The organism is Acinetobacter piscicola, assembly GCF_015218165.1.
In the GTDB taxonomy this organism is placed as follows: domain Bacteria; phylum Pseudomonadota; class Gammaproteobacteria; order Pseudomonadales; family Moraxellaceae; genus Acinetobacter; species Acinetobacter piscicola_A.
Window position 1 is genome coordinate 1,977,376 of the sequence record NZ_CP048659.1, and the last position, 24,378, is coordinate 2,001,753.

The 24,378-nt window shown below is 35.5% G+C and carries 22 protein-coding genes and 1 pseudogene; 11 read left to right on the top strand and 12 right to left on the bottom strand.

Features of this window, described 5'->3' with window-relative positions; genetic code table 11:
• Positions 1-14: 14 nt before the first annotated feature.
• From paaC to paaA, 3 genes are read right to left on the bottom strand one after another with little or no spacing between them, the layout of a single operon-like run.
• Complete coding sequence (paaC, locus tag G0028_RS09725) at positions 15-770, bottom strand: 1,2-phenylacetyl-CoA epoxidase subunit PaaC (protein ID WP_180045195.1); 756 nt, start codon at positions 768-770, stop codon at positions 15-17.
• 11 nt (positions 771-781) lie between these two features.
• The gene (paaB, locus tag G0028_RS09730) at positions 782-1,072 is read right to left on the bottom strand and encodes a 1,2-phenylacetyl-CoA epoxidase subunit PaaB (RefSeq protein ID WP_068975398.1); all 291 of its coding nucleotides are present in this window, start codon (positions 1,070-1,072) and stop codon (positions 782-784) included.
• A gap of 56 nt (positions 1,073-1,128) precedes the next feature.
• A complete protein-coding gene (gene paaA, locus G0028_RS09735) occupies positions 1,129-2,070 on the bottom strand; it encodes a 1,2-phenylacetyl-CoA epoxidase subunit PaaA (protein WP_180045196.1) in 942 nt (313 codons plus the stop codon).
• Between the two features lie 260 nt (positions 2,071-2,330).
• Between paaA and paaZ the strand changes: the two genes are divergently transcribed.
• The 5 genes from paaZ to G0028_RS09760 all read left to right on the top strand — a co-directional run bounded on the left by paaZ (position 2,331) and on the right by G0028_RS09760 (position 9,131).
• Entirely contained in the window at positions 2,331-4,445 is a 2,115-nt protein-coding gene (gene paaZ, locus G0028_RS09740; RefSeq protein ID WP_180045197.1) for a phenylacetic acid degradation bifunctional protein PaaZ, read from the top strand.
• 178 nt (positions 4,446-4,623) lie between these two features.
• Positions 4,624-5,325, top strand: coding sequence for a CoA transferase subunit A (locus G0028_RS09745; protein ID WP_180045198.1), 702 nt, complete (start codon positions 4,624-4,626; stop codon positions 5,323-5,325).
• Positions 5,326-5,336: 11 nt separating this feature from the next.
• Positions 5,337-5,990 carry a 3-oxoacid CoA-transferase subunit B gene (locus tag G0028_RS09750; RefSeq protein ID WP_130073562.1) on the top strand — a complete coding sequence of 218 codons (654 nt, stop codon included), beginning with the start codon at positions 5,337-5,339 and terminating at the stop codon, positions 5,988-5,990.
• A 508-nt stretch (positions 5,991-6,498) separates the two neighbouring features.
• A complete protein-coding gene (locus G0028_RS09755; protein ID WP_174492628.1) occupies positions 6,499-7,869 on the top strand; it encodes an MFS transporter in 1,371 nt (456 codons plus the stop codon).
• A gap of 20 nt (positions 7,870-7,889) precedes the next feature.
• Complete coding sequence (locus G0028_RS09760; RefSeq protein ID WP_180045199.1) at positions 7,890-9,131, top strand: OprD family outer membrane porin; 1,242 nt, start codon at positions 7,890-7,892, stop codon at positions 9,129-9,131.
• Positions 9,132-9,834: 703 nt separating this feature from the next.
• Here the strand turns inward: G0028_RS09760 and G0028_RS09765 are convergent.
• The 3 genes from G0028_RS09765 to G0028_RS09775 form a co-directional block, all read right to left on the bottom strand.
• Positions 9,835-12,030, bottom strand: coding sequence for an OsmC domain/YcaO domain-containing protein (locus G0028_RS09765; RefSeq protein ID WP_180045200.1), 2,196 nt, complete (start codon positions 12,028-12,030; stop codon positions 9,835-9,837).
• A 340-nt stretch (positions 12,031-12,370) separates the two neighbouring features.
• Positions 12,371-13,177, bottom strand: coding sequence for a hypothetical protein (locus G0028_RS09770; protein ID WP_180045201.1), 807 nt, complete (start codon positions 13,175-13,177; stop codon positions 12,371-12,373).
• A 117-nt stretch (positions 13,178-13,294) separates the two neighbouring features.
• The gene (locus tag G0028_RS09775) at positions 13,295-14,167 is read right to left on the bottom strand and encodes a LysR substrate-binding domain-containing protein (protein ID WP_180045202.1); all 873 of its coding nucleotides are present in this window, start codon (positions 14,165-14,167) and stop codon (positions 13,295-13,297) included.
• A 127-nt stretch (positions 14,168-14,294) separates the two neighbouring features.
• On the opposite strand from G0028_RS09775, the gene G0028_RS09780 reads away from it, so the two are divergent.
• Positions 14,295-15,689 carry an aspartate ammonia-lyase gene (locus G0028_RS09780; RefSeq protein ID WP_180045203.1) on the top strand — a complete coding sequence of 465 codons (1,395 nt, stop codon included), beginning with the start codon at positions 14,295-14,297 and terminating at the stop codon, positions 15,687-15,689.
• Between the two features lie 90 nt (positions 15,690-15,779).
• Here G0028_RS09780 and G0028_RS09785 read toward each other — a convergent pair whose 3' ends face one another.
• Positions 15,780-16,370, bottom strand: coding sequence for a uracil-DNA glycosylase family protein (locus G0028_RS09785; RefSeq protein WP_180045204.1), 591 nt, complete (start codon positions 16,368-16,370; stop codon positions 15,780-15,782).
• Between the two features lie 221 nt (positions 16,371-16,591).
• On the bottom strand, positions 16,592-17,407 hold the full coding sequence (locus tag G0028_RS21070; RefSeq protein ID WP_227554710.1) for a Bro-N domain-containing protein: 816 nt from the start codon (positions 17,405-17,407) through the stop codon (positions 16,592-16,594).
• Between the two features lie 176 nt (positions 17,408-17,583).
• Between G0028_RS21070 and G0028_RS21355 the strand changes: the two genes are divergently transcribed.
• Both G0028_RS21355 and G0028_RS09800 read left to right on the top strand, forming a co-directional pair.
• Entirely contained in the window at positions 17,584-18,045 is a 462-nt protein-coding gene (locus G0028_RS21355; RefSeq protein WP_130073553.1) for an Arc family DNA-binding protein, read from the top strand.
• Positions 18,038-18,637 (top strand): hypothetical protein, encoded by a 600-nt coding sequence (locus G0028_RS09800; RefSeq protein ID WP_165353052.1) that lies wholly within the window; start codon positions 18,038-18,040, stop codon positions 18,635-18,637. The genes G0028_RS21355 and G0028_RS09800 overlap by 8 nt, the downstream gene beginning before the upstream one ends.
• Before the next feature lie 7 nt (positions 18,638-18,644).
• Here the strand turns inward: G0028_RS09800 and G0028_RS09805 are convergent, their stop codons facing one another.
• Together G0028_RS09805 and G0028_RS21210 are read right to left on the bottom strand one after the other, a co-directional pair.
• Complete coding sequence (locus G0028_RS09805; protein ID WP_180045205.1) at positions 18,645-20,516, bottom strand: P-loop NTPase fold protein; 1,872 nt, start codon at positions 20,514-20,516, stop codon at positions 18,645-18,647.
• Between the two features lie 275 nt (positions 20,517-20,791).
• Positions 20,792-20,969: pseudogene (locus tag G0028_RS21210) on the bottom strand (DUF4236 domain-containing protein); the annotation flags it as partial.
• Positions 20,970-21,089: 120 nt separating this feature from the next.
• Between G0028_RS21210 and G0028_RS09815 the strand changes: the two are divergent.
• Positions 21,090-21,308 carry an excalibur calcium-binding domain-containing protein gene (locus tag G0028_RS09815; protein WP_130073549.1) on the top strand — a complete coding sequence of 73 codons (219 nt, stop codon included), beginning with the start codon at positions 21,090-21,092 and terminating at the stop codon, positions 21,306-21,308.
• A gap of 49 nt (positions 21,309-21,357) precedes the next feature.
• Here G0028_RS09815 and G0028_RS09820 read toward each other — a convergent pair whose 3' ends face one another.
• Together G0028_RS09820 and G0028_RS09825 are read right to left on the bottom strand one after the other, a co-directional pair.
• Positions 21,358-21,984, bottom strand: coding sequence for a lysozyme (locus tag G0028_RS09820; RefSeq protein ID WP_180045207.1), 627 nt, complete (start codon positions 21,982-21,984; stop codon positions 21,358-21,360).
• Positions 21,981-22,364: a hypothetical protein gene (locus G0028_RS09825; protein WP_130073547.1), complete on the bottom strand. Its 384-nt coding sequence runs from the start codon at positions 22,362-22,364 to the stop codon at positions 21,981-21,983. The genes G0028_RS09820 and G0028_RS09825 overlap by 4 nt, the downstream gene beginning before the upstream one ends.
• 804 nt (positions 22,365-23,168) lie before the next feature.
• Here G0028_RS09825 and G0028_RS09830 point away from each other — a divergent pair.
• Positions 23,169-23,528: a hypothetical protein gene (locus G0028_RS09830; protein ID WP_227554711.1), complete on the top strand. Its 360-nt coding sequence runs from the start codon at positions 23,169-23,171 to the stop codon at positions 23,526-23,528.
• 214 nt (positions 23,529-23,742) lie between these two features.
• Positions 23,743-24,360, top strand: a complete 618-nt coding sequence (locus G0028_RS09835) for a DUF4124 domain-containing protein (RefSeq protein ID WP_180045208.1) — start codon at positions 23,743-23,745, stop codon at positions 24,358-24,360.
• Positions 24,361-24,378: the final 18 nt, after the last annotated feature.

Genomic DNA, 24,378 nt, shown 5'->3' on the forward strand with positions numbered 1-24,378 from the left:
TGTTCTGACTCAAATTACCAATTCATATTTGGATAACTGCGTTGCATATATTGCATTTCAGCCAAAACATAGCCCAAATGTTCGGTATGTAAACCTTGTTTTGCACCACGGCGATACGCACCCAGTTCAGGAATCATCAAGCCATAATGTGCAGCCTCAGCATTCACCACATTTTGCCACTCGGCTTTTAACAAGGTGATATTGGGAATCACACCCTCTTTCACCAATTGTTGTTCATCTGCGCTTAAATCAAAAAGTTCTTCAGTAAAACGCCATAATTCATTTAAACCATTTTGAGTTCTGTCATGCGCTTCAGCTGTACCCAAACTTAAACGCGCCATCCAAGCTGTTGAAAAACGCAAGTGATATTTCACTTCACGTAAAGACTTAACGGCAAAGGCACGTAATTCTGCATGGTTGCTATTGGTCAAAGCGCCGAAGAGTAAATGGTGATAATGATCCATCAACCATTGGCGTACGATGGTTTGTGCAAAGTCACCGTTCGGCTGTTCACACAACAATAAATTGCGATATTCACGTTCAGTACGAAAAAATGCCAATTGGTCTTCATCACGTCCAAGTCCTTCCACTTCACCAGCAAGGCTCAGTAAAGTACGAGCCTGACCCAATAAATCCAGACCAATATTGGCAAGTGCAATATCAAGTTCTAATTCAGGTGCATGACCACACCACTCAGACAAACGGTGCGATAAAATCAGTTGGCTGTCTGCCAAATGCAAAAGATACTGAGAAAATACGGAATGATTCATCTGCTTACTCCTTACATATGCTCAATGCCATCAGGGATATGGTAAAAGGTCGGATGACGATAAACCTTATCCAAAGCAGGATCGAAAAATTCTTCTTTTTCCTCAGGTTGTGAACAGGTAATCAGTTCAGATTTCACCACCCAAATGCTGATCCCTTCATTACGACGGGTATATACATCACGGGCATTTTGCAAAGCAATTTCCGCATCAGGGGCACGTAAGCTGCCCACATGACGATGACTTAAACCTTGTTTACTTCGTACAAAGACTTCAAATAATGACCAGTTGTTTTTATTGTTCATGAGAGAATCCTTCCTGAAATTTAAAACGATAATGAACTAATCTAATATGCTGTGAATTAAGCGACTTTTGCAGCTTCTTCTACATGCTGTTTTTGTGCATATACCGCAGCTGAATCACGCACCCATTTACCGCCTTCCCACGCTTTACGACGTGCCTCAATACGCTCGTGGTTACATGGACCTTTGCCTGCAAGGATGTCATTGAATTCAGCCCAATTGATTGCTCCTGACTCGTAATGTCCTGTTTCTTCATTAAAACGTAAGTCAGGATCAGGCACAGTCAAACCCAACATGTGTACTTGTGGCACAGTGTTATCTACGAATTTTTGACGTAAGGCATCGTTGCTAAATAATTTAATTTTCCATTGCATGCTTTGTGCACTGTTTGGTGAATTATCATCACTTGGACCAAACATCATTTGCGCAGGCCACCAAAAACGATTAACTGCGTCTTGCGCCATCTGTTTTTGTTCAGGTGTGCCATTTGCAAGTTGCATCATCGCTTCAAAACCTTGACGTTGATGGAAACTTTCTTCTTTACAAACACGTACCATGGCACGGGCATAAGGACCATAAGAAGTACGACATAACGCCACCTGATTGACAATTGCTGCACCATCGACCAACCAGCCTATTGCGGCAACATCAGCCCAAGTTAAAGTTGGATAGTTAAAAATAGACGAATATTTCATACGACCTGCGATGAGTTTATCCATCATGTCGTCACGATCTGCACCCAAGGTTTCTGCCGCACTATATAAGTACAGTGCATGTCCTGCCTCATCTTGCACTTTAGCCAACAATACCGCTTTACGTTTTAAACTTGGTGCACGGGTAATCCAATTCTCTTCAGGCAACATACCAATCACTTCTGAATGTGCATGTTGTCCAATTTGGCGAATTAAAGTTTTACGGTAAGCATCAGGCATCCAATCTTTAGGTTCAATTGAAATATCCTTTTCCATGGCTTGATCAAAATCTTGCTGATAATTTTTCATTGTGTCCTCACTTATCCCAAGTGCTTATGCATCTTAAGTTAAAACGATACGTGTAAAAAATCAATACTATTTTATTTGTATCATATTTAATTTTTAATTAAAATAACTTAAGATATTGTATTTTAACATTATTTATTTTTAATTATTTGCTGTTACAGCATTTTTTTGGAAAAATATTTGACAATTTAAAAATAAAAGAACAAATTATGAATCATCAAAATTAAAAAATTATGTAACACGTATCATAAAAGGAGTTAGCCATGCTTGAGCTAGATGCAGGATCAAATCCAACCGAGCACACGACAGATGACACTGTTTCTACACCAACATCTCAGCTGAAAAAATTAAGTTCTTTGGTCTGTGGTCAAAGCTTTATTGCACAGCAAGATTTCCGTATGGTTCATCATGCCATTACAGGTGATGCAATTTATCAAGTCAGTAGCCAAGGCATTGACAACAAAGCCATTGTCGAATTTGCAAAAAGCAAAGGTTCTGCAATTGCTCAGATGACGTTTCATGAACGTGCCCATGCCTTAAAGCAAGTTGCACAGTATCTACTTGAACGCAAAGAAAATTATTATGAGCTTGCCAAAGCAACAGGCTGTACCCGCAAAGACGCTTGGATTGATATAGAAGGCGGCATTGGCACCCTATTTGCCTACTCAAGTTTAGTCCGTCGTGAACTGAGCGATGAAACCGCATGGGTTGAAGATGCATGGATTCCATTGTCTAAGCATGGCAGCTTTGGTGCAAAGCATATTCTGACCCCCAAAGCAGGTGTTGCAGTACATATTGATGCCTTTAATTTCCCAATTTGGGGCATGCTGGAAAAAATTGCACCGACCCTTTTGGCAGGTGTTCCATGTATTGTTAAACCTGCCACCGAAGGTGCAGAAATGACCCATGCAGTGGTTGCTGATATTTTGGCAAGTGGTTTCCTACCTGAGGGTGCTTTACAACTCATTTGTGGTCAGACTTATGATTTGTTTGAACATTTAAATGCACAAGATACCGTCACTTTTACAGGCTCAGCCGCTACAGGGCAAAAATTACGTGCGCATCCACATTTAAATCAATATTCAATTCCATTCAGCATGGAAGCAGATTCAGTCAATAGTGCAATTTTGACGCAACATGCTAATGATGAAACCATTGACCTGTTTGTACGTGAAGTTTTCCGTGAAATGACCACCAAAGCTGGTCAAAAATGTACCGCAATTCGCCGTGCCTTTGTGCCTGAAAATTTATTGGATACCGTACAAAGTCGCCTGATTGCCAAACTACAAAAAGTCGTGGTCGGAAACCCTGAACTTGAAAATGTGACGATGGGTGCATTAGCAAGTATTCAACAAAAACATGATGTGGCTAAAAAGGTTGAACAATTAAGCCAAGACGCTGACATTGTTTTTGGTAGCCATTTACGCCAAGACTTTAATATTGTTGCGGAACACCCTGAAAAAGGTGCGTTTTATCCACCAACGGTTTTGGTCTGCAAATCACCCAATACCGCTCAAGCCATTCACCAAGTTGAAGCATTTGGCCCTGTGGTCACCTTAATGCCTTATAGTGACCTGACAGAATTGGCGCAATTGGTGGCTAAAGGTGAAGGCAGCCTGGTAGCTTCAGTTGTTCGCAATACGGATGAAAATGTTGAACACATCATTGCGAAAATCGCACCTTGGCATGGTCGTGTACATGTACTTGATGCTGAAAATGCCAAAGAAAGTACAGGTCATGGCTCACCACTTCCACTCCTTGTACACGGCGGTCCGGGTCGTGCAGGCGGCGGCGAAGAATTGGGCGGTTTACGTGCAGTGAAACATTATATGCAACGTACTGCAATTCAAGGCTCACCGAATGCAATGACTCAAATTGGGCACAGTTGGACCATTGGCTCAGAAGTATTTGAAGATCGTGTACATCCATTTAAAAAATCATTTGATGAGTTGCGTGTGGGTGAACGCCTGTTGACGGCTCGCCGTACGGTGACTGAAGCAGATATTGTCAATTTTGCCTGCTTAAGTGGTGATCATTTCTACGCCCATATGGATAAAATTGCAGCAGCAGACTCACTCTTTGGTGATCGGGTTGCACATGGCTACTTTATCGTTTCGGCAGCAGCAGGTTTATTTGTCGATGCAGCTCCGGGACCTGTCATTGCCAATTATGGTATGGACAATTTACGCTTTGTTGAACCTGTAAAAATTGGTGACACCATTCAAGTCGAACTGACCTGTAAGCAAAAAACCCCTAAACCCTTGCGTGATCCTGAACAAAAACCGCATGGTGTGGTGGTCTGGGATATTAAAGTCAAAAACCAACGCAATGAATTGGTCGCAACTTACGATATTTTAACACTCGTTAATCGTGACTAAAGTTATGTGATTTCATGTTTTTAATCCCCCTCTTGCCGAACATGTTCCTCAGCTTTTAAAAAGGAGGCGTGTTCCGCTGTGCAAGTGGGGAGATTTTAAAATATTGAATTCAGAGTCATATGGATAAAAATATACCCTTCCAAATATGGATTTTGGAGCATCACACAAGGATTTTAAAATGAATAAAGTTTACCCAAATAGTCAGGCAGCACTGTTTGATATTGTTCAGGACAATATGCTGATTGCTGTCGGTGGTTTTGGTTTATGTGGCATTCCTGAGTTGCTTATTCAAACCTTACGTGACTCCAATGCCCAACAACTAACTTGTATCAGTAATAATGCTGGCATTGATGGTATCGGCTTAAGTTTATTGCTTGAATCACGTCAGGTTAAAAAAATGATTTCGTCCTATATTGGTGGCAATAAAGAATTTGAACGCCAATACTTAGCGGGCGAGCTTGAAGTTGAACTCACTCCACAAGGGACGCTGGCTGAAAAACTTCGTGCTGCAGGTGCAGGAATCCCCGCTTTTTATACCAAAACAGGCGTGGGAACGGCGGTGCAAGACAGCAAAGAAGTGCGTAATTTTAAAGGACAAAACTACCTACTTGAAGAGGCTTTAAATGCTGACCTCGCCTTAGTTAAAGCCTATAAAGCCGACAAAGCAGGCAATTTGGTCTTCCGCAAAACAGCCCGCAATATTAACCCCGACTGTGCTATGGCCGCCAAACTCACCATTGTAGAAGTGGAAGAACTTGTTGAAATTGGTGAATTAGATCCGGATGACATTCACCTGCCCGGTATTTATGTGGATCGTATTGTCGTCAATCCGAATCCAGCCAAACATATTGAAATTCGAACCGTTAAAAGTGCGGCATAAGGGAGACGCTCATGGCTTGGACACAAGAACAGATGGCACAACGTGCTGCACAAGAGTTAAACGATGGTGATTATGTCAATTTAGGCATCGGTTTACCCACATTGGTGGCAAATTATATTGACCCTGAATTACATATTTGGCTGCAATCAGAAAATGGTTTATTGGGCATTGGTGAATTTCCACTAGAACATGAAGTGGATGCCGATTTGATCAATGCAGGTAAACAAACCGTCACCACCAAATCAGGTGCATCATTTTTTTCAAGTTCAGACTCATTTGCCATGATCCGTGGCGGTCATGTCGATGTCGCGATTTTGGGCGCAATGCAGGTTTCCAAAAATGGTGATATTGCCAATTGGATGATTCCGGGGCAAAAAGTCAAAGGTATGGGTGGTGCCATGGACTTGGTCGCAGGTGCTAAGAAAATTGTAGTGATGATGCAGCATTGCAATAAACATGGCGAAGCCAAAATATTGGAGCAATGCACACTCCCCTTAACAGGACAAGGTGTGGTCAGTCGCATCATCAGTAATTATGGTGTATTCGATATTATTGAAAATACTGTACATATCGTTGAACTTGCCCCTGACATCAGCCTTGAAGCGGTCATTCAAGCCACAGGAACCACTTTAATACATGCAGAAATTGCTGAAGATGCTGCATAATGACGTGATTATTTATATTACTGAATAGTCATAGACAAAGGAATCAGGATCTAACGCCTTATGCTTAACAACATCACCATGATTTGACTTTCAGCATACATTTCATGTGATGTATATAAAATACACTCTCATTTTTCTCCCAGATAAAGTTCTTTTATCTGGGGATTTTTTGTGGTTAAAATAAAAATATATGATACATATTTAAATATTTATATTTATTTTTAAATCATAATTTTTTAATAAATGAAAATTTTCATTTAATGAAAATCAATAAGTATCTATATATATTGTTTTATTTATTAAAAAATATCTATAAAACAAAGTTCTTAAATTCAAATAAAAGATACTATTTAAAATAAATATTATTTATAGTGTATCTTTTTTAAAAATATTCAGCATAATTAAATCACTTGATTCATGACGAATCATGGCGATAAGGACTTGGGTTCAATCAAAAAACTAAAAAATAGATTGAAACCACTCGCACAGTACAAAAAAAGGAAATGCTATGGAACATTCTCACGTAGAACTGCACAACCCGACGCTTGCACAGCCCCATGCGTCACGTACCCGAAAAATTGCGATGGCGACCATTGTTGGCACTACCATCGAATGGTATGACTATTTTATTTATGCCGCAGTCGCAGGCTTAGTCTTTAATCAACTGTTCTTTAAACCCGCAGGTCCCATATTTGCCACACTTTTAGTGTTTGCTTCGGTGGGAATTAGTTTTATTTTTCGTCCTTTTGGCGCATTTATCGCAGGTTATTTTGGCGATAAATTTGGGCGTAAAACGGTACTTGCCATTACTTTGATTATGATGGGCGGTACCACTACCTTGATAGGCTTATTACCCACTTATGATCACATCGGTATCGCTGCCCCGATCATGTTAATTTTACTGCGGATCTTACAAGGCATTTCCGCAGGTGGTGAATGGGGAGGTGCGGTATTAATGGCGGTTGAACATGCACCAACTGAAAAACGAGGACTATTTAGTGCATTTCCACAGCTTGGTGTGCCATTGGGTTTATTGCTTGCATCATTGGTGCTTGTAGTAATGACAGGCTATGTCTCACCGGGTGAAGAGTTTATGGCTTGGGGCTGGCGCATCCCCTTTTTACTCAGCATTTTTCTGTTTGCTTTGGGGTATTGGATTCGTCGTTCAGTTGAAGAAAGCCCTATTTTTGAGGAATTAAAGCAAAAAGGCACTACCCAAAAACCGATCCGTGAATTATTTGCTCAATACAAAAAAGTCATTTTCAGCTCAGCTTTACTGATTGCAGGCACGACTGCATTGGGCTATATGACGGCGGGTGGTTTTATTCAAAGCTTCACCACCAATCCCAAAGGTTTAAACTTAGACCGCCCAACCATTTTAGGTTTGGTGAGTATTTCAGCCGTGATCTGGACATTTTTCACGTGGTTATCTGCGGTACTTTCGGACAAATTTGGACGAAAACCGATTTATATCATCGGTTCAGTCATTCAAGTCATTACTGCTCTTACCTTATTTCCTCTGATCAGCACAGGCAGTTACGGTTTGATCATGCTGGGCTTGACATTGTTATCCATGGGAATTGGGATGACTTATGGTGTACAAGCGGTTTTCTACTCAGAGCTATTCCCTGCTTCCATCCGTTTCTCAGGGATTTCGATTACTTATGCCATTGGTTCAATCATCGGTGGCGCATTTGCACCACTCATTGCAGCCGCATTGATTGGTAAAGTAAATGGAATTTATTTGGTCAGTGCCTATTTAACAGTGATGTCGGTGATCGCCTTCCTTGCCATTTGTATTTTCAAAGACCGCTCGGGAATAGCTTTAGAGCCTGATGCTGAAGATATTCAAAAACAATCTCCTTTTATTTGGAAATAAACTTAAGTCAAGGATGTCTTATGTTAACAAAACGCTCATTCTCAACACTTTTTTCAGCACTCATCCTCATCAACACTTGTGCCTTGATGCAGCAATTGCATGCCGAAGATGAATGGAAAATCACCTTGAAAAATGCCTATATTGACCGCAATTTTGATCAGGGAAATATCAAAGACACAGGCAGTTGGTCACAAGGTATCTCATTATTTTACAATTCAAAATTTCATGATACACCGTTACAAATTTTAGATCAGCCTATTCAAATCGGGGTTGATGGTTCAGTGCAATATGCTGTACGCCTCAGCAGTGACAAACATGTTGATGATACCGTATTGCCTTTTGATCCTATCAAAAAAGAACAAGCAGATGATTATTTGAAATATGGCGGAACGCTAAAGCTTAAATATGATCAGGCAGAACTACGAGTGGGTGAGCTATGGCTCAATCTTCCCATGACTACAGTCGACACAAGTCGCCAACTTTTAACTTCTTATTTGGGTGCAAATTTAAAATTTCCCGTAATGGATAAATTAAAAGTTGAGCTTGGGCGTGTTACGAAAAACTCACCACGCAACCAAGAAGATTTTTATAAATTTTCTTATACGCAGAATGGTGTAAAACACTATTCAGATGGTTTGGATTATATCAACTTAGTTTATGATGCAAATAGAGATTTGAATGTGAATTACTACTATGGGCATTTGGATAATTTGTATGACAAACATTATTTAGGTATCGAATATCAGTATCCGATTGCGAAAAATATCGCACTACATTCTAAATTGCGCTATTTTAATTCACAGGACAATAACAGTGCTTTGAATATTGACAGTCAGAATATTGGGCTATTAGAAACAGTTAAGTTAAATAATCATAGTGTTAGCGTGGGTTATCAACAAATTATTGGTGATGCCTATCCGTTACCTGATGGTTTTTTGCCCGAACTGTATTTTATTAACTGGAATGTTACAGGTTTTTTCAAGAAAAATGAAAAATCCTGGCATTTTATTTATAGTTATGACTTTAAAGACTATATTCCAGGGTTAATAAGTACTGCGAAATACGCCTCAGGACGCGATATCAAAATGGCCAATGGGCAGAAAAATGAAGAATCTGAATTTAACTTATTTACAAGTTACAACTTTCAAACCCCCAAGTTAAAAGGTCTTTCTATACAGCATCTATTTGCTAAATATGATCAAGATCATGGCAATGACTTTATGGAAAATCGTTTCTTTATTAACTATCAATATAAGTTTTAAGTTCACATATATGAGTAACTGAGTCAATAGAGAATGTGATTCGGTTACTCATAACATCCAAACTCAAATAAATTCACTCAATTTTTTCCATAATTATTTTCCACATTTTTATGACCGTACACTTAGCTATTTTTCATGATAATGTCTAATCCATTCAAAACAGGAATAAAATTCTCTATACTTAAAATATTTAATTAAAACAAAGATAAGGAAAATAGTGCAGCAAGAAATTAAAGATAACTTGGTTTTTAATGGTGAAGATGATCCAAATGAAAAAATCATTTTCAACTTTTATACATAGGTCAGAATTGTAGAAGCAACCATTGCGAAATATGCGCAAAAAAACCTACAAGAAGCACAAAATCGTCGCTGAATCAAGTGTTTGCCAACAGCCTATTCGTGGAGCGTTAGGAGCTGCAATGATTTCCCATGATTATGAATATCATTGGATAATGTTTCTTTTTTTATGCAAATAATTATTGGGAACGAGGCGTTTCTTCTGATTTACCTGAAGATTATTATGATTGGGTTGAGCAATATTGTATTGAACAGGATTTAGCCTCAAGCAGTTTTATTTTTAAAATGATGAGTCATATCATGACGACTGAACGATTTCCGATTTAAGCGAAACATTTGATGCTCAAATTACAAAAATAAAACGCCCCATAGGACGTTTTATTTACAGATAAATCGCTACTAATTTTTAAGAAGCGGCAACAAATTTTGCACGTGCTGCGTGTAGTTTTTTATAACTTTCAATTAAACGCAAATGACGATCTAAACCTTCAAGTTGCATATTGGTTTCAGTTAATCCGTAAAAACGAATACTGCCATCCATTGAACCAATCACTGCATCCATCCGTTCATCCCCAAACATACGGCGGAAATTGTGCTCGTAATCATTGAGATCAAGCTCATCATCAAGTTCAACTTCTAAGACCACATTCATACATTGATAGAACAAACCACGCTCTACCGTATTGGTATTGTATTGTAAGAATTGTTCCACCAAATCTTTAGCTGCTTCAAATTCTTGCAATGCAATATAAATTAGAAGTTTAAGTTCTAAAACGGTCAATTGTCCCCACACGGTATTGTCATCAAACTCAATCCCGATCAAGGTGACAATATCGGTGTAGTCATCAACTTCAACTTCTTCTAAACGTTCCACCAAAGCTTCAAGCTGTTCTTCATCTAAACGGTGAATATTTAAAATATCTTCACGGAAGTCTAAGGCTTTGTTGGTGTTGTCCCAAATTAAATCTTCAACCAAATAAATTTCAGAATAATCAGGCACCAGTATACGACAAGCTGTTGCACCAAGGTGCTGATATACCGCCATATAGGCATCTTTACCCATATCTTCTAAAATTTTGAACAAGATTGCAGCCTCGGCTTCATTATCACCTTTGCCGGTAAAATCCCATTCCACAAACTCATAATCTGACTGTGCACTAAAGAATTTCCAAGACACCACACCGCTTGAATCAATAAAATGTTCAACAAAATTATTAGGTTCAGTCACTGCATTGCGACTAAAAGTCGGTTTTGGTAAGTCATTTAAACCCTCGAAACTACGTCCTTGTAGCAACTCTGTTAAGCTACGTTCCAATGCAACTTCAAGTTTTGGATGTGCACCAAACGAAGCAAAAACACCACCAGTACGTGGATTCATCAAAGTGACACACATCACAGGATATTTTCCACCAAGTGAAGCATCTTTGACTAAAACAGGGAAACCTTGCTCTTCTAAACCCTTAATGCCTTCAACAATACGCGGATATTTCGCTAAAACGTCTTCAGGAACATCAGGTAATGCGATTTCACCTGCAATAATGTCACGTTTCACGGCACGTTCAAAAATCTCAGACAAACATTGTACTTGTGCTTCAGCCAAAGTATTGCCTGCACTCATACCATTAGAAAGATACAAATTTTCAATCAAATTCGATGGGAAGTAGACTGTTTCACCATCTGACTGACGTACAAAGGGCAATGAACAAATACCACGGGCTTTATTGCCTGAGTTAGTGTCATATAAATGTGTACCTAATAACTCATTTTCAGGGTCATAAATTTCACGGGTATAGTCATCTAAGATTTCAGTCGGTAATTCACCATTTGGCCCCGGTTGGAACCACTTTTCATCTGGATAATGTACAAATGCAGCATTGGCAATGTCTTCTCCCCAAAACTGATCGTTATAGAAGAAATTACAGTTTAAACGCTCAATAAACTCGCCTAAAGCTGATGCCAAGGCACTTTCTTTGGTGGAGCCTTTACCATTGGTAAAACACATCGGCGATTGTGCATCACGGATATGCAAAGACCATACATTTGGGACAATATTACGCCATGAAGAAATCTCAATTTTCATACCTAAACCTGCCAAAATTGCTGACATATTGGCAATGGTTTCTTCTAAAGGTAAGTCTTTACCCGCAATAAAGGTGGTACTTTCTTTGGCGAGGTCTGGCATGAGCAAAGCTTGAGCATCTGCATCAATGCTTTCCACTTCTTCAATGACAAACTCTGGACCCGTCTGAATCACTTTTTTGACGGTACAACGGTCAATGGAACGTAAAATACCCTGACGGTCTTTGTCTGAAATATCGGCAGGCAATTCCACCTGAATTTTAAAAATTTGCTTATAACGATTTTCAGGATCAACAATATTATTTTGCGACAAGCGAATATTATCAGTGGGAATGTCACGTGCTGCACAATACACTTTTACAAAATACGCTGCACATAAAGCCGAAGATGCAAGGAAATAATCAAACGGTCCTGGTGCAGAGCCATCGCCTTTGTAGCGAATCGGCTGATCGGCAATCACCGTGAAGTCATCAAACTTCGCCTCTTGTCGAAGATTGTCGAGATAATTGACTTTGATTTCCATGTGAGCACCTAAAGCTTTTATGTGTATTTACAAGCACATAAATTGCAAAATATTTAAATCAGTCGAATTTTAGCAATTGACTAAAAATAGAAAAATGAGCGAATGAATGAAATTGAAATATTTCAATTTCCATCACTCAAAAAGAATGGGCACTATTATAAAGGGATTTTAAGCAGTTGATAATGTTTGTCTGTAATTCCGTATCATTTTGCTTAAATTTTATAAAATTTATGCTTCCCCCTATCAGATCGATTACTGAGCAGGCAAAACCAACAAAGCGAGTTGAAAAGTGATAGAACGATCAAAAAAAGACATTCTATCGTTCTTCCTTGTCTGTCCATTATGGTGCCCGAGCCAATTGCTGGGCATTAAAAATACAGGTGCTCATATATTCGCTATAGACAGATAATTTTTCAAAAATATGCTCTGAATAAAACATATCATCAATCAAATGTTGTGCCTGATGCTGCGTTAACGTCATCAAAGGAACTAAAATTTGAGCATTGATTTCTGCAAAATCTGCACACAGTTGCATATACTGCGTATCTTTGTTTTTAAATAATAATTTACGCATATCTAACACTGCAATGTCTAATTTTTTAGTGACTTTAGCCAGTGTAAAAATTCTAACTCCCAGTTGTATTTCTAAAGTTTTTAATTGAGTTAAATTGGGCTGAACATCTGAAATGATAAAAATATGATTGATTTTTTCATTACATAACGCAGCGAGTAAATATTGATATAAAAATTCAGCCTCATTTTGCGCTACATCACTCAATTGAATGGAAAAATTTAAATCTTTTAAAATTTCAGTATGCTGTGCCAGTTGCATCTCACTGGTATTGAAATATGAATTAAAAACCGTCAATACCGTTGGGGTTTTCGGGGTGGTATAAAGCGTTTTTAGATTTAAATTTGACAAAATAAAAGGTGCAAATAAATAGGCAATATCATGACTGAAAGGATGAATCGCACTTTGAATAATTGCATTAAAATGAGAAGGTTGTTGATTTCTAAGTTGAGCCGCATGCAATAATTGAGCCTCAAGACGATCTTGAGTGAAATCTTGTTGGTCTAAAATCGTTTTAAAGCAGATTTCACCTGCAAAAACTTCGCTGATTTGCTGAAGTATTTTTGTTTTAAACATACATAATTCCAATGTATTCATTTTGCACTGTTATAGTATAAAAAGCCTATAGTCTTTCATCTATAGACAGATTTCGGCTAATTTCCTATAACAGATGCACTTTTTCCACTGATCTGTTTAATGTTGCGTCAAACTCTCCCACACCAATTGCAAGTTGGGATTGGCATTGATTTTACTTTTTAAAATGTGAATTTCTTGTCTTGAATAATAAGATGCATTACCCACTATTTTTAATTTATTTTGCTTAATTTCATTATTCACCACATTTTTAGGCAGCCAAGCCACTCCTAAGCCCTGTAGAACCAATTCTTTTAAATCTAATGCATTATCAGTTTCATATAAAATTTTATAATCCAAGGCATGAACAATCTGATCTACATATTTCCTTAAATAAGCTTTAGCGCCATACATCAACAATGGGATGTGCTTATCTTTCTCAAAATCATAAGTTTGTTCTACCGTACATACAGGAATAATATCCATTTCCCCTAATTTGCAATGACTAATCAAACTGTCATCCAAAGCATTTAATAAGGTGGCATCTGCATAACAAATTAAAAAATGACAACCTCCCTCCTTTAAATTTTTTAATCCTTCACCTACGTTATTGGTAATGATTTCAAGATGAAAATCCTTTAATTTTTCGGGTAAAAATTTCACAACTTGTGAGAAATAATTCGACATTAATGAATGAGATACCGAAAATTTAATAATTTTATCTTGTGTATTGAGTTTATTCAGCAAGCCTAAAGTCAGATCGAGTTGATCTTTGATATTTTTCGCCGTGGATAAAAGCACTTGTCCAACTTCATTAAATTCAATATTTTTGCCGTTTCTTATCAGAATTTCTTGCCCTAAATCCATTTCAATTTGCTGGATTCTTCGTGTAAATGCCGACTGCGTGACAAAACGAATTTCTGCCGCTTTAGAAATCGACTTCATTGTATGCAGTGCCAAAATATCTTCAATCCATCGAATATCTAAACTCATTTTACGTTTTCCTTTGGTTAAAACACCTTCATTGTATGCAAAAAATGCATACATTTTTCATTTTTTGCATTGGTCAGGCTGATTTTTTAATTTTATGCTTTTATTAAATCTTCATTGGACAATCTTCATGTCTCAGCATCGTTTAGAATCAGATTTACTTGGTCAAAAAGAAATTCCTGCGCAAGCCTATTATGGCGTACAAACATTAAGAGCACTCGAAAATTTTAATTTAAGTGCAACAAAACTATATCACTTTCCTTTATTTATCAAAGCACTTGCCATGGTAAAATCGGCATGTGCAGAAGCCAACCATCGTACCGAATTACTCCCTGAAAATAAGCGAAAAGCAATTCAATTTGCATGCAATGAATTAATACAAGACAAATACCAAGATCAATTTCAAATTGACATGTTACAAGGGGGTGCTGGGACTTCGACCAATATGAATGCCAATGAAGTCATTGCAAATATTGCTTTAGAGTTTATGGGGCATGCAAAAGGTGAATACCAATATTTGCATCCCAATAATGATGTCAATATGTCGCAGTCGACCAATGACGTCTATCCAACCGCAATTAAACTTGGGTTGTTGTTAAGCTTGGAAAAATTAACACCACCTTTCAATGCCTTAGTAGAAAGTCTAGCGCAAAAAGGAATTGAGTTTGCAAATGTGGTTAAAATGGGGCGTACCCAATTACAAGATGCTGTACCGATGACACTCGGACAGGAATTTTCAGGTTTTTCAGTCACTTTAAAGAAAGACATTGATAAAATCATCGATATTTCATCTGAAACCCTCTGCTATGTAAATCTTGGCGGCACTGCGATTGGTACAGGAATTAATGCTTCTGAACAATATAAGAAAGAAGCACTTGCAGCATTGTCGAATATCACCCAACGCCCCATGATGACGGCACCACACTTAATCGAAGCAAGTTCTGATATGGGTGATTTTATTCTACTGTCAGGCTTAATCAAACGTACAGCAACCAAATTATCGAAAATTGCCAATGATTTACGTTTGCTTTCAAGTGGACCACGCACGGGTATCAACGAAATTAATTTGGAGCCTCGTCAACCGGGCAGTTCAATTATGCCGGGTAAAGTGAATCCTGTTATTCCTGAAGCCGTGAACATTGCATGTTATCAAATTATTGCTAATGATTTAGCCATTACCCTTGCGGCAGAGTCAGGACAACTACAACTCAATGCGATGGAACCGTTAATTGCACTCAAATTATTTGAATCTATTGATCTGTTAGAAAAGACCGTCAAAATGTTTAAAAATTATTGTATTGATAGCGTGACGGCGAATGCATCGCAATGTAAAAATTTCGTGGATAATTCCATCGGTATTATTACCGCGCTGAATCCATACTTGGGCTATGAAACCACCACTCGCATTGCTAAAGCTGCCAATGAAACAGGTAAAAGTATTTTTACGATTATTGAAGATGAAAAACTCCTGAGTAAACAATCTTTAGATGATATTTTTTCAATTAAAAATCTAGTCAATTTCTAAACATCAGCAATTCAGTCAATAAAAAGGAAATGTCAGGACATTTCCTTTTTTGTTCTGCGTTGAAGATCTGAATCTCTACGTTTTCATCTATTACAACAGCCCGATTTCTTGAAATAAATTTCGGTATGCTGCTGCTTTCAGATCTAAAGCCAAAGGATAAGCTCGAGAGGATGACGGCATACGATATAAAGTGAGATGTCGTTGATCAAAAATCGTGTGTACCGCCTGACCAATTTGTGGTTTGTCAGTACCTTCAGGCATGGACAACATCAGAGTATCTGTGGCTTTATCACCTGTGGTCATGATGTTGCTACATTCAGGCATCTGATCTAACAATAATTTTAAATTGGTTGGCGTTTCGATCTGCAAAAATTTATCTGAAGCATTCCCTTGTAAACGGATGACCTGATACGCCGTGTCAAAAATTGCAATGCCATTTTCGTTTAAAAAATCACGTATTTTTTGTTCTTTGAAATTTTTATTGGCTAAATCTAAAAAGTAGTTTTTGTCCTGAAAAAAAATTAAACCAAAAATCCGCCACATATCATTTTGATAGTTCGGATAATAAAAATCCATTTTCCAACGCGTTTTGGGTGGTGGAAAACTACCTAACATCAAAAGCTTGGCATTTTTAGGTAAAAATGGTTCTAAAGGATGGGTTTCTATAGTTAAATCAGACATTTAAATAAATTCAAAAATTGATATTTATGGCTTAAATCATAGCACTTTTAGTGCATAAACATCGGTTTTTATTTTTTAAGAATGCTCCTTAATTTTGTCATTCACAAAATTTTCACAATATTTTCACAAAATGCTTTTTATAAAGATTGATTTCATTAGCTTAAATGACAGTGCTTTATTAAAATAAAATCATAAAAAAACCGCCTTAAGGCGGTCTATTTTTACTTCAATAATAAGTACCTTTGATGCGGTAACTTATTCAGCTCAAACATATGTTCATAGTCATAATCTGGCAGTTTTAAATCATATTTTTTACATAGATCTTTTATGGCAGTCGTCATATAAAACATATTGTTATGTAACATTGACTCAAGGATTGGATTTAATTTACCCAATGTTGGACTGTGTGTTTTCCACCATGCTTGAAATAGTTTGGCATGTATACACAGTGTTTCTATAGATTGAGTGTCATCTATATGAATCTGCCCTTTTGCCTTGATCTCTAAAGTTTCTAGGTAATCTACAGCATCTTGGAAATGTATTGCCAAAAGTTCATTGTAGCGTGGTATACGGAAATGCTTGTTATGTCGTGACCATATTTCCGCATGAAGTTTACGTTCACCTTGGGCACGTCGATCTACGATCTCTTTGAGTTCAGCTTGCTGTTCTGCGTTAATTTTTACTCGAGTGTCGATTTGCTGCTGCATGACTTCTTTTTCTAGTACGTCAAGTACCCATTTGCGGAATTCTTTGGCTATTGGGGTTCGGGCAAACATCGCGATTAAGTGGCAACCACGTAATGAAAAAATACGAGTTTCTTTTTCAGAGTTACCATTACCAAAACCCTTGACCGTCAATTTGACGGTCAAGGTCATATCAGAAGCAAATTCATCAGAATTACGATCATATATACGTGAAACTGAATCTTCGCGTGCATAACCCAATGCACGAGCAAGATCAGACGATGTAATCCAAATTTGACCATCATTTCGTTGAATTGGATGAAATTGTGTTGCATTAAATGTTAGACTGTTCATATCAATTGTTCTCGAAAATGATTGGTAACTCGCCCCGTAGCCGTCCAAAGTTTCGGGGCGTTTTTATATCCCTGCTAGGGATTTTTTCAATTTATTCTTATCACACCCTATTGTCAATCCCTACTAGGGATATTATTATTAATTTAATAAATCGAATTTTTGCAAGCGAAATAGATATGGGTAAAAATCTAGCAGATGTTGAATACAAAATGCGTATGACTCAAGATCTTAAAGATAAGATCGTTGAATCAGCAAAAGAACACAACCGCTCTATGAATGCGGATATTGTGGCTCGTTTGGAGGATAGTTTTTTAGCAACAGTTGATACAGCTAATTCACAAGCTGATATAAAAATTATTCCATTAAGTAATGGGAAGAAGCGTGTTATCTACGGGAAATTGTTAAACACATTAGATTTAGACTACACCCAATCACTCAGTGATCTTAAAGTTGATATTGAATTGGCACTTGAGACTTTAAGCCGTTCTTCTATTTGGAAAGCTCTACAATTCCTCACTAAAGATGTAATTGTCGCTCAAGGCAATAGTCATCTAAATATTGTGGACAATGGTAAGAAAGGTTTAGGTTGGTTGGTTATTGAAGATCATTATGGTAATAGAGATGCTAAAAATGATTAATAAACTAGGTTGGCTTTGCTTTACTATTATTTTCGTTCTCATATTAATTTATATATTTGCTATTTATTTTGTGAATTTAGATTCTAATCAAATATCTACACTAACTAATTTATTTGTCGCTTTTTCAACATTTACTGCTGCATGTACTGCTGTACTTTTATACAATAATTGGAAAGATCAAGCTCGATATGAATTAGACAAAGAAATTATAAATCAAACATGGGAGAACTTTTGTGATTTAAAAATCAATTTAGTTTCATTAAAAGAGAATGTAGATGAAATAAATAAAAATAGTAGCAATATCAGTGCTGATTTATATCGACTTTTTGATATTACTAATAATAAAATTACAAAGTATTACTACTCCCAACAAAAATTAGAAATTTTTTTTGAAATTGCTCAGGATGATATTATTTTTAGCGAAATGGAAGAAATTATGCAAAGCTATATGAAACTTCTAGTCATTAACTCAGGATTCAGTATTCCTAATTTTAACACTCAAGATGCACTACTTATTCAGAAGCTAAATAATATTCAATTAGAATTTTTTAAACAATTAAAAAAATTAATGTTAAGTAAAAAAGCACCGTGAGGTGCTTTTAATTTAGATATTCTGTGAGTATTCTATTTATTTGAGAGATAAGAATATTATCAATTCTATATTTTTCAATACTAGTTCTTTGATTTGCTATATATTTTAAATTTTCTAGAACACTTTTCAGCCATTCCTTCTCTACAAGAATATCGTTCAGAGTATACTTATCTACGTTATAACGTGTCTCTAACGCTGATAAAACTACTCTAACATTATTCGAGTCTAAGTCTAAAAGAGCTTTTGAAAAGATTTCTGGTTTAATTTCTTTTAATATTGGTACATTAAAGTAGATGTTGTCTGCACTATTAGTTAAACAAATTCTATGTAGAAAAAGGCTACTATTTTTATATAATAATTGTAATATTTCTTCCGCTTCTTCTTGAATACCAGAGTTTTTAAACTCTTTTATTTTTTCAAAAGCTTCTCTTATAAATGATTTAATTTCTTCTAAATCATAACCTAAATAGGAATATCCCCCCCAATGTGTTTTGTCCTGAAATTTTATATAGTTATTTAAATCAGATCTTTTCATTGTACTACAAATTACTTCAATATTTTTTAAACCTTTAATCTTCACCTCATCTGAATCAAATGATGTAATGAAACTTTGATTGAAGTAAATAACAGCACAAACAACATGAAAAACCTCACCAAACTCTGTATATTTCATTGTTTCAAGTTTTTTTATTGAAGAATTAATTAATTGATTAAACTCTATATTATTTAAATCATAATAATGCCATAATTTATACCACTCAGGCTTTTCATTTTTATATGAAAAATAATTTCTTTCTAGATTATTACTAATTAAATCCTTATCTAAAACATTATTAATAATTATATCACTCCAAATTGGTATATCTAAAATATATTTTGAATACCTATCTAAATTATACTTTGCATAAATTTTTTTTTCATCATCCTTGTCCTCAAATTTCAATATACTATCTTTGAATCCATGTTTTTTATTTTCAATTGAAAAAATTAAGAACAGTCTTAATAATTCTTGAAATAATTTATCATCATCTCGAAATGTTTTCGTCTGAAAAAGTCTATTAAATTCATGAATAGACTGCTTCAATACTCTAATATTATTGTATTTCGAAGAATTATACACTTCAATAATATTTTCTTTATAATGTGAAATTTTTTCTTTAAATTTAGAATCTAAAAATTCTTCAATTATAGAATCAAAAGCACTATTTATATCTCCATTAAAAAGGAATGTTGTTCCAATTATTTTTTCTTTTTCATTATAATAGTTTTTATTTATTTCTTTTTTAGATATTTCATCTTCGTTACCAATTAAAATTACTTTAGAATTTAAGTGTTCCACAAAATAATTTATATAACCAAGTACTTCTGATATTGGTATTTGGCATCTTTCAACATCATCAAAAATTAATACCAAATTTTCTCCTTTTTTAAGAATATCATCTATATTAACTGATGGTATTGAAAGATTTACTCTCTCATCATCACTTCCATCACTATTTAAGTCAAATTTAAATGTTGCTTTAACCAATCCTGAAGCAACCTTTCCAAGAAATTTAACTTTTTTATCCGTCCAAAACGGATGTAAAAATCTGAATATTTCATCATCAATTACTTCTTTCTTTGCAACGCCATTTAGACTTATATAAATGACATTTTTATGTTTAGCTTTTAGTTTTTTTTCTATTCTACTGATAAACCATGTCTTTCCAGACCCCCAACTCCCGTTGATCAAGACTGCATAATCATTTAATTTATCTTCACAATAATAATCTAAGTATTCTTCAATATGCTTGTTTGGTTCTGAAATAAAATCTAACACTAGTAACTCTCTAAATTCTGGTTTATTAAAGAAATATATTTTCTTAAGGATTTCAAACATAATTTAATCTTTTTGCATACTAAAAAATATTAAAAATAAAAGCCATCCAAAGCTGATAAACCTTGCCGATCTGGAGTGACCCTCACGTAAAGTAAACCAAGCAAAGATATAAGGCATCATAAAAATACCTATGCCTAAAAGAATCGAAACTTTCCGCTCAAATTTTGGCATAAATGGTAATGGTGACCCCTGTTGCTGTATTGGAGACATATTCATTTGCATACTAGATTTTACAGACTCACTACGCGTAGTTTCCTTTTTTGCTCGCTTGGGACTAAAGCTGCTATATGAAAGCCCAGTGCCTGGTATACCAACGGTTGTTCTTGTTCCCTTTTTCCCAAGATTTACACGTGCGCCTTTTCCACCAAGTGAAACACTCGAAATACCCTTTTTAGTAATATTTAAACGCACACCAGGTGCGATCTTTAAACTTTTTCTAAAATTAAAACCCATGTTTTACCCCATATATTAAGGTTTATATTTTTTTACATAACACAATAAAATTCTTACATTTTTACCACATATCAAAATAAATGCTAGACTTCACATAATATTTTGACTTTAAAATAATTTATGAAATTTTTACTTATTTTAGTTTTGGGATTCACCTCTATCCAAGCTTATGCCAAAAAATGTGCTGACTTTAAAACACAAAAAGAGGCACAGGCTTGGTATGAACAACGCAAAAAATCAGGACAAACAGGTTGGAAAAGTTTAGACCGTGATGGCGATGGTCAAGCATGTGATTGCCTGCCTGGTGGAAACGGGACAAAATGCCCGAAGAACAAATAGTCATTTTTATAAATATTTTTTAATAGATCTCGCTTAACGGAAGCCCTCATCAGAGGGCTTTTTTAAACAATTCTTTTTCCTTACTGCGACGATTCACCAATCCTTGAATCTTTTTACCGTTATCGTACACCCAGCGATCAAATTGATTTGCAGCTAAGGTCAAACTGTTTTGATTAATAAGCGTAAGCATTGTGCTTTTTACAAATGCAGTTTCGCCTATGTTGTAGACAAAAGAAGCCAATGCATCAAATTGGTTTTGATTAAGATTAACTTTGACATTTTTATCAAGACAAGCATCGACCCATTTACAGTCATTTTTTAACCACTGTTCAGCCTGTTGAGTCGTACATACATCACCCTTTTGAACAGATGTACCATTTGGGTACTTGATGGTACCAAAGCCAATTGTCCAAACGCCTCCCGTGTCCAAATACGCTTTTGAACGAAATCCCTCAGCATCTCTAATGATTGCATAACCACACTCAGAAATATCTCGTTGTCCATAAACCATAGTTTTTGGAACATTAAAGCCAATTAATTGTGCAAATACATTCAAACCATTTTGTGCAATAATTTGATCACCAGCAATAACTTGTTCTTGGGTAAGCTTGCCACCTGACATTGCACGTAACCATGAAAAAGCTTGTGCAATTTGCTTATCTTGATGAATGCTCATTCGCTTTTTCCTCCTTTACCATTACCCCAAATTGCAATAAAGGCAGCTTTAATTTCACTAATGATTTCGGCTATTGTTTTACCTTTTAATAATGCAATTGATTGATAAAAAATGCCGATTGCTAATAGTCCAAAAACTGCAAAAATGAGCATTACAAAACCTTGGTACATAATCGATTTTGTTAATAAATTAAAATGCTCAATAAAGGCTGAACCACCATATAAGCTCACTGTTACACTTGCTAAAAACTTACCAATTACACCGAAAGAAACCTTAATTTTTCCATCTTTATCAATATCACCACTCAATACTAGAGCAAGAATTGCACCGACAACAGCTGGTACGACTTTGATAATCCAAGGAATTGTGTTTTCTTGCATGACTTGCCCCAAAACTTTTTTAAAAAATGTGATTTATCTTAGGAACATTTTTAAACATAGAGTTAGGCTTACAGGGGGAGCCATATGTACATAATCTATATTAAAATATAGATATATTAATAACCATTAAATAATACCTTAATTACATTCAATAAATTATTATTTAATACCTGATTATTTTTAAAAACATATTAAGCGATTCCTAATTGTATTTAATAAATGTTATGTAGTATCTATTATTTAAAAAATAAAATTAATTTTTGTTTTATTAATTAGAATGCTTTTTTATAATTAAAGAAACAAATTAAACATTCGTTATCTTAATAATAAAACAATAGATAAAGCTGTATTAAAAAATACCAATTAAACCTTAAGCCAATGTATTTTATGATTAATCATAAAACTATAAAACTATAAAACTATAAAACTATAAAACTATAAAACTATAAAACTATAAAACTATAAAACTATAAAACTATAAAACTATAAAACTATAAAACTATAAAACTATAAAACTATAAAACTATATTTATAGTTAATCATATTTATGATTTCATGGAAGTAAGTCAGCGGTGACTTACTTTTTCATCAAAATTACCAAATAAATAAGTAAACGGAAAAATTTAAAATAATGTACTTATTATTAGAAAAACAGATTCATTGGAAAAATAATAAATTTACGTATTGACAAAATAACGTTTTAGAAATTTAATAATCTTAATTTCATGTAGAGGAATAAATGTGATATTCAAAATAAAGGATGCATTAAAAAGAAATTTTTGCTTATATTCAGCATTAATTTTTTTGCACAAAAAAGCCCACAATATCTTGGCGGATCGGGGCTTAGTTGCAGTTGACAAAGAGATACCAACACTGAGTAATATACCTCAACTTACTCAAGGTCGGCAAGTTCAGGTCAGTGAACAGCAATTGCGAAATTTGCTAGCATTTATTAGTGCATCAAATCATAAATTTAATGAAATTCAAGTATTAGCGAGTATTGTTGCTGAAAAGTCAGATGATTTTTCTACAGCACAAACATTGGCTCGCATAACGTCGAGTATGGCAAATAATTTTTGTGATCTATGTTCAGAAGAATTAAATGACTTCAAACAACAGCATCCTGATTTAGTAAAAACTTTTGTAGATGATCTAGCTGTATAAGAAGTAAAGCCACCTTAGTAGTGGCTTCTTTTTATTCCACAAAAGTAAGGTGACTCCCTTCACTTATATCTTGAAAATTCTGTGATAAATTATTTGTTCAATACGGTGTATGCCAAACTAAGGATTTAGTAAGCTAGTAAATCTTTCAAGGTATTGATACTACTCTAAAAGTAATCTATCGTAATTTCATAGAATTATTATCTTTGAGATGCACATGAGTTTATTAAAAATTACAATATTTCTTTTACTGTGTATCCCAGTAAATCTATATGCAGAAGTTTACAAATGGGTCGATGCAAAAGGGAATGTTACATATTCAAGTAAACGACCACCAAATGGCGTAAAACAACAGCCTATCGAAACCATTCGATCCCTAGGCACCACACAAAGCCATTCAACAGATAAACCGTATGAATTTAAATCAAATTCATCTATTCCCACAACTTATCGTAGTGCAAGTGAAACATATTATCGACCTACTTATAAAGCCATGACTCCACAACGGACACCTGAAAATGAAGCATTGCGCCAAAAAATTATTCAGGAAGCTAGCACACTATATACAGGAGCTAGAGGTTTAACCTCCAACCAACGTAATACATTAGCAGCAATGAATGGTGTAAATGTATCTAGTAGTGATAGTTACTCCAACTCAAATAGCTCTTACTCTGTCCCCGTGACACAACGTCAACCATCCACAATAACAAACTGTGATAGTGCGGGATGCTGGGGATCAGATGGTGCACGTTATAATCGTGGTACAGGTGATACTTATTTCCCTTCTACAGGTGGCTCATGCCAAAGTGTTGGTGGGCAAATGCAGTGTAATTAATCATTTGAGTAGAAATTA

Coding starts and splice junctions, on each gene's coding strand:
- paaC (WP_180045195.1), bottom strand. CDS start 770: ATGAATCATTCCGTATTTTCTCAGTATCTTTTGCATTTGGCAGACAGC.
- paaB (WP_068975398.1), bottom strand. CDS start 1,072: ATGAACAATAAAAACAACTGGTCATTATTTGAAGTCTTTGTACGAAGT.
- paaA (WP_180045196.1), bottom strand. CDS start 2,070: ATGAAAAATTATCAGCAAGATTTTGATCAAGCCATGGAAAAGGATATT.
- paaZ (WP_180045197.1), top strand. CDS start 2,331: ATGCTTGAGCTAGATGCAGGATCAAATCCAACCGAGCACACGACAGAT.
- G0028_RS09745 (WP_180045198.1), top strand. CDS start 4,624: ATGAATAAAGTTTACCCAAATAGTCAGGCAGCACTGTTTGATATTGTT.
- G0028_RS09750 (WP_130073562.1), top strand. CDS start 5,337: ATGGCTTGGACACAAGAACAGATGGCACAACGTGCTGCACAAGAGTTA.
- G0028_RS09755 (WP_174492628.1), top strand. CDS start 6,499: ATGGAACATTCTCACGTAGAACTGCACAACCCGACGCTTGCACAGCCC.
- G0028_RS09760 (WP_180045199.1), top strand. CDS start 7,890: ATGTTAACAAAACGCTCATTCTCAACACTTTTTTCAGCACTCATCCTC.
- G0028_RS09765 (WP_180045200.1), bottom strand. CDS start 12,030: ATGGAAATCAAAGTCAATTATCTCGACAATCTTCGACAAGAGGCGAAG.
- G0028_RS09770 (WP_180045201.1), bottom strand. CDS start 13,177: ATGTTTAAAACAAAAATACTTCAGCAAATCAGCGAAGTTTTTGCAGGT.
- G0028_RS09775 (WP_180045202.1), bottom strand. CDS start 14,167: ATGAGTTTAGATATTCGATGGATTGAAGATATTTTGGCACTGCATACA.
- G0028_RS09780 (WP_180045203.1), top strand. CDS start 14,295: ATGTCTCAGCATCGTTTAGAATCAGATTTACTTGGTCAAAAAGAAATT.
- G0028_RS09785 (WP_180045204.1), bottom strand. CDS start 16,370: ATGTCTGATTTAACTATAGAAACCCATCCTTTAGAACCATTTTTACCT.
- G0028_RS21070 (WP_227554710.1), bottom strand. CDS start 17,407: ATGAACAGTCTAACATTTAATGCAACACAATTTCATCCAATTCAACGA.
- G0028_RS21355 (WP_130073553.1), top strand. CDS start 17,584: ATGGGTAAAAATCTAGCAGATGTTGAATACAAAATGCGTATGACTCAA.
- G0028_RS09800 (WP_165353052.1), top strand. CDS start 18,038: ATGATTAATAAACTAGGTTGGCTTTGCTTTACTATTATTTTCGTTCTC.
- G0028_RS09805 (WP_180045205.1), bottom strand. CDS start 20,516: ATGTTTGAAATCCTTAAGAAAATATATTTCTTTAATAAACCAGAATTT.
- G0028_RS09815 (WP_130073549.1), top strand. CDS start 21,090: ATGAAATTTTTACTTATTTTAGTTTTGGGATTCACCTCTATCCAAGCT.
- G0028_RS09820 (WP_180045207.1), bottom strand. CDS start 21,984: ATGAGCATTCATCAAGATAAGCAAATTGCACAAGCTTTTTCATGGTTA.
- G0028_RS09825 (WP_130073547.1), bottom strand. CDS start 22,364: ATGCAAGAAAACACAATTCCTTGGATTATCAAAGTCGTACCAGCTGTT.
- G0028_RS09835 (WP_180045208.1), top strand. CDS start 23,743: ATGAGTTTATTAAAAATTACAATATTTCTTTTACTGTGTATCCCAGTA.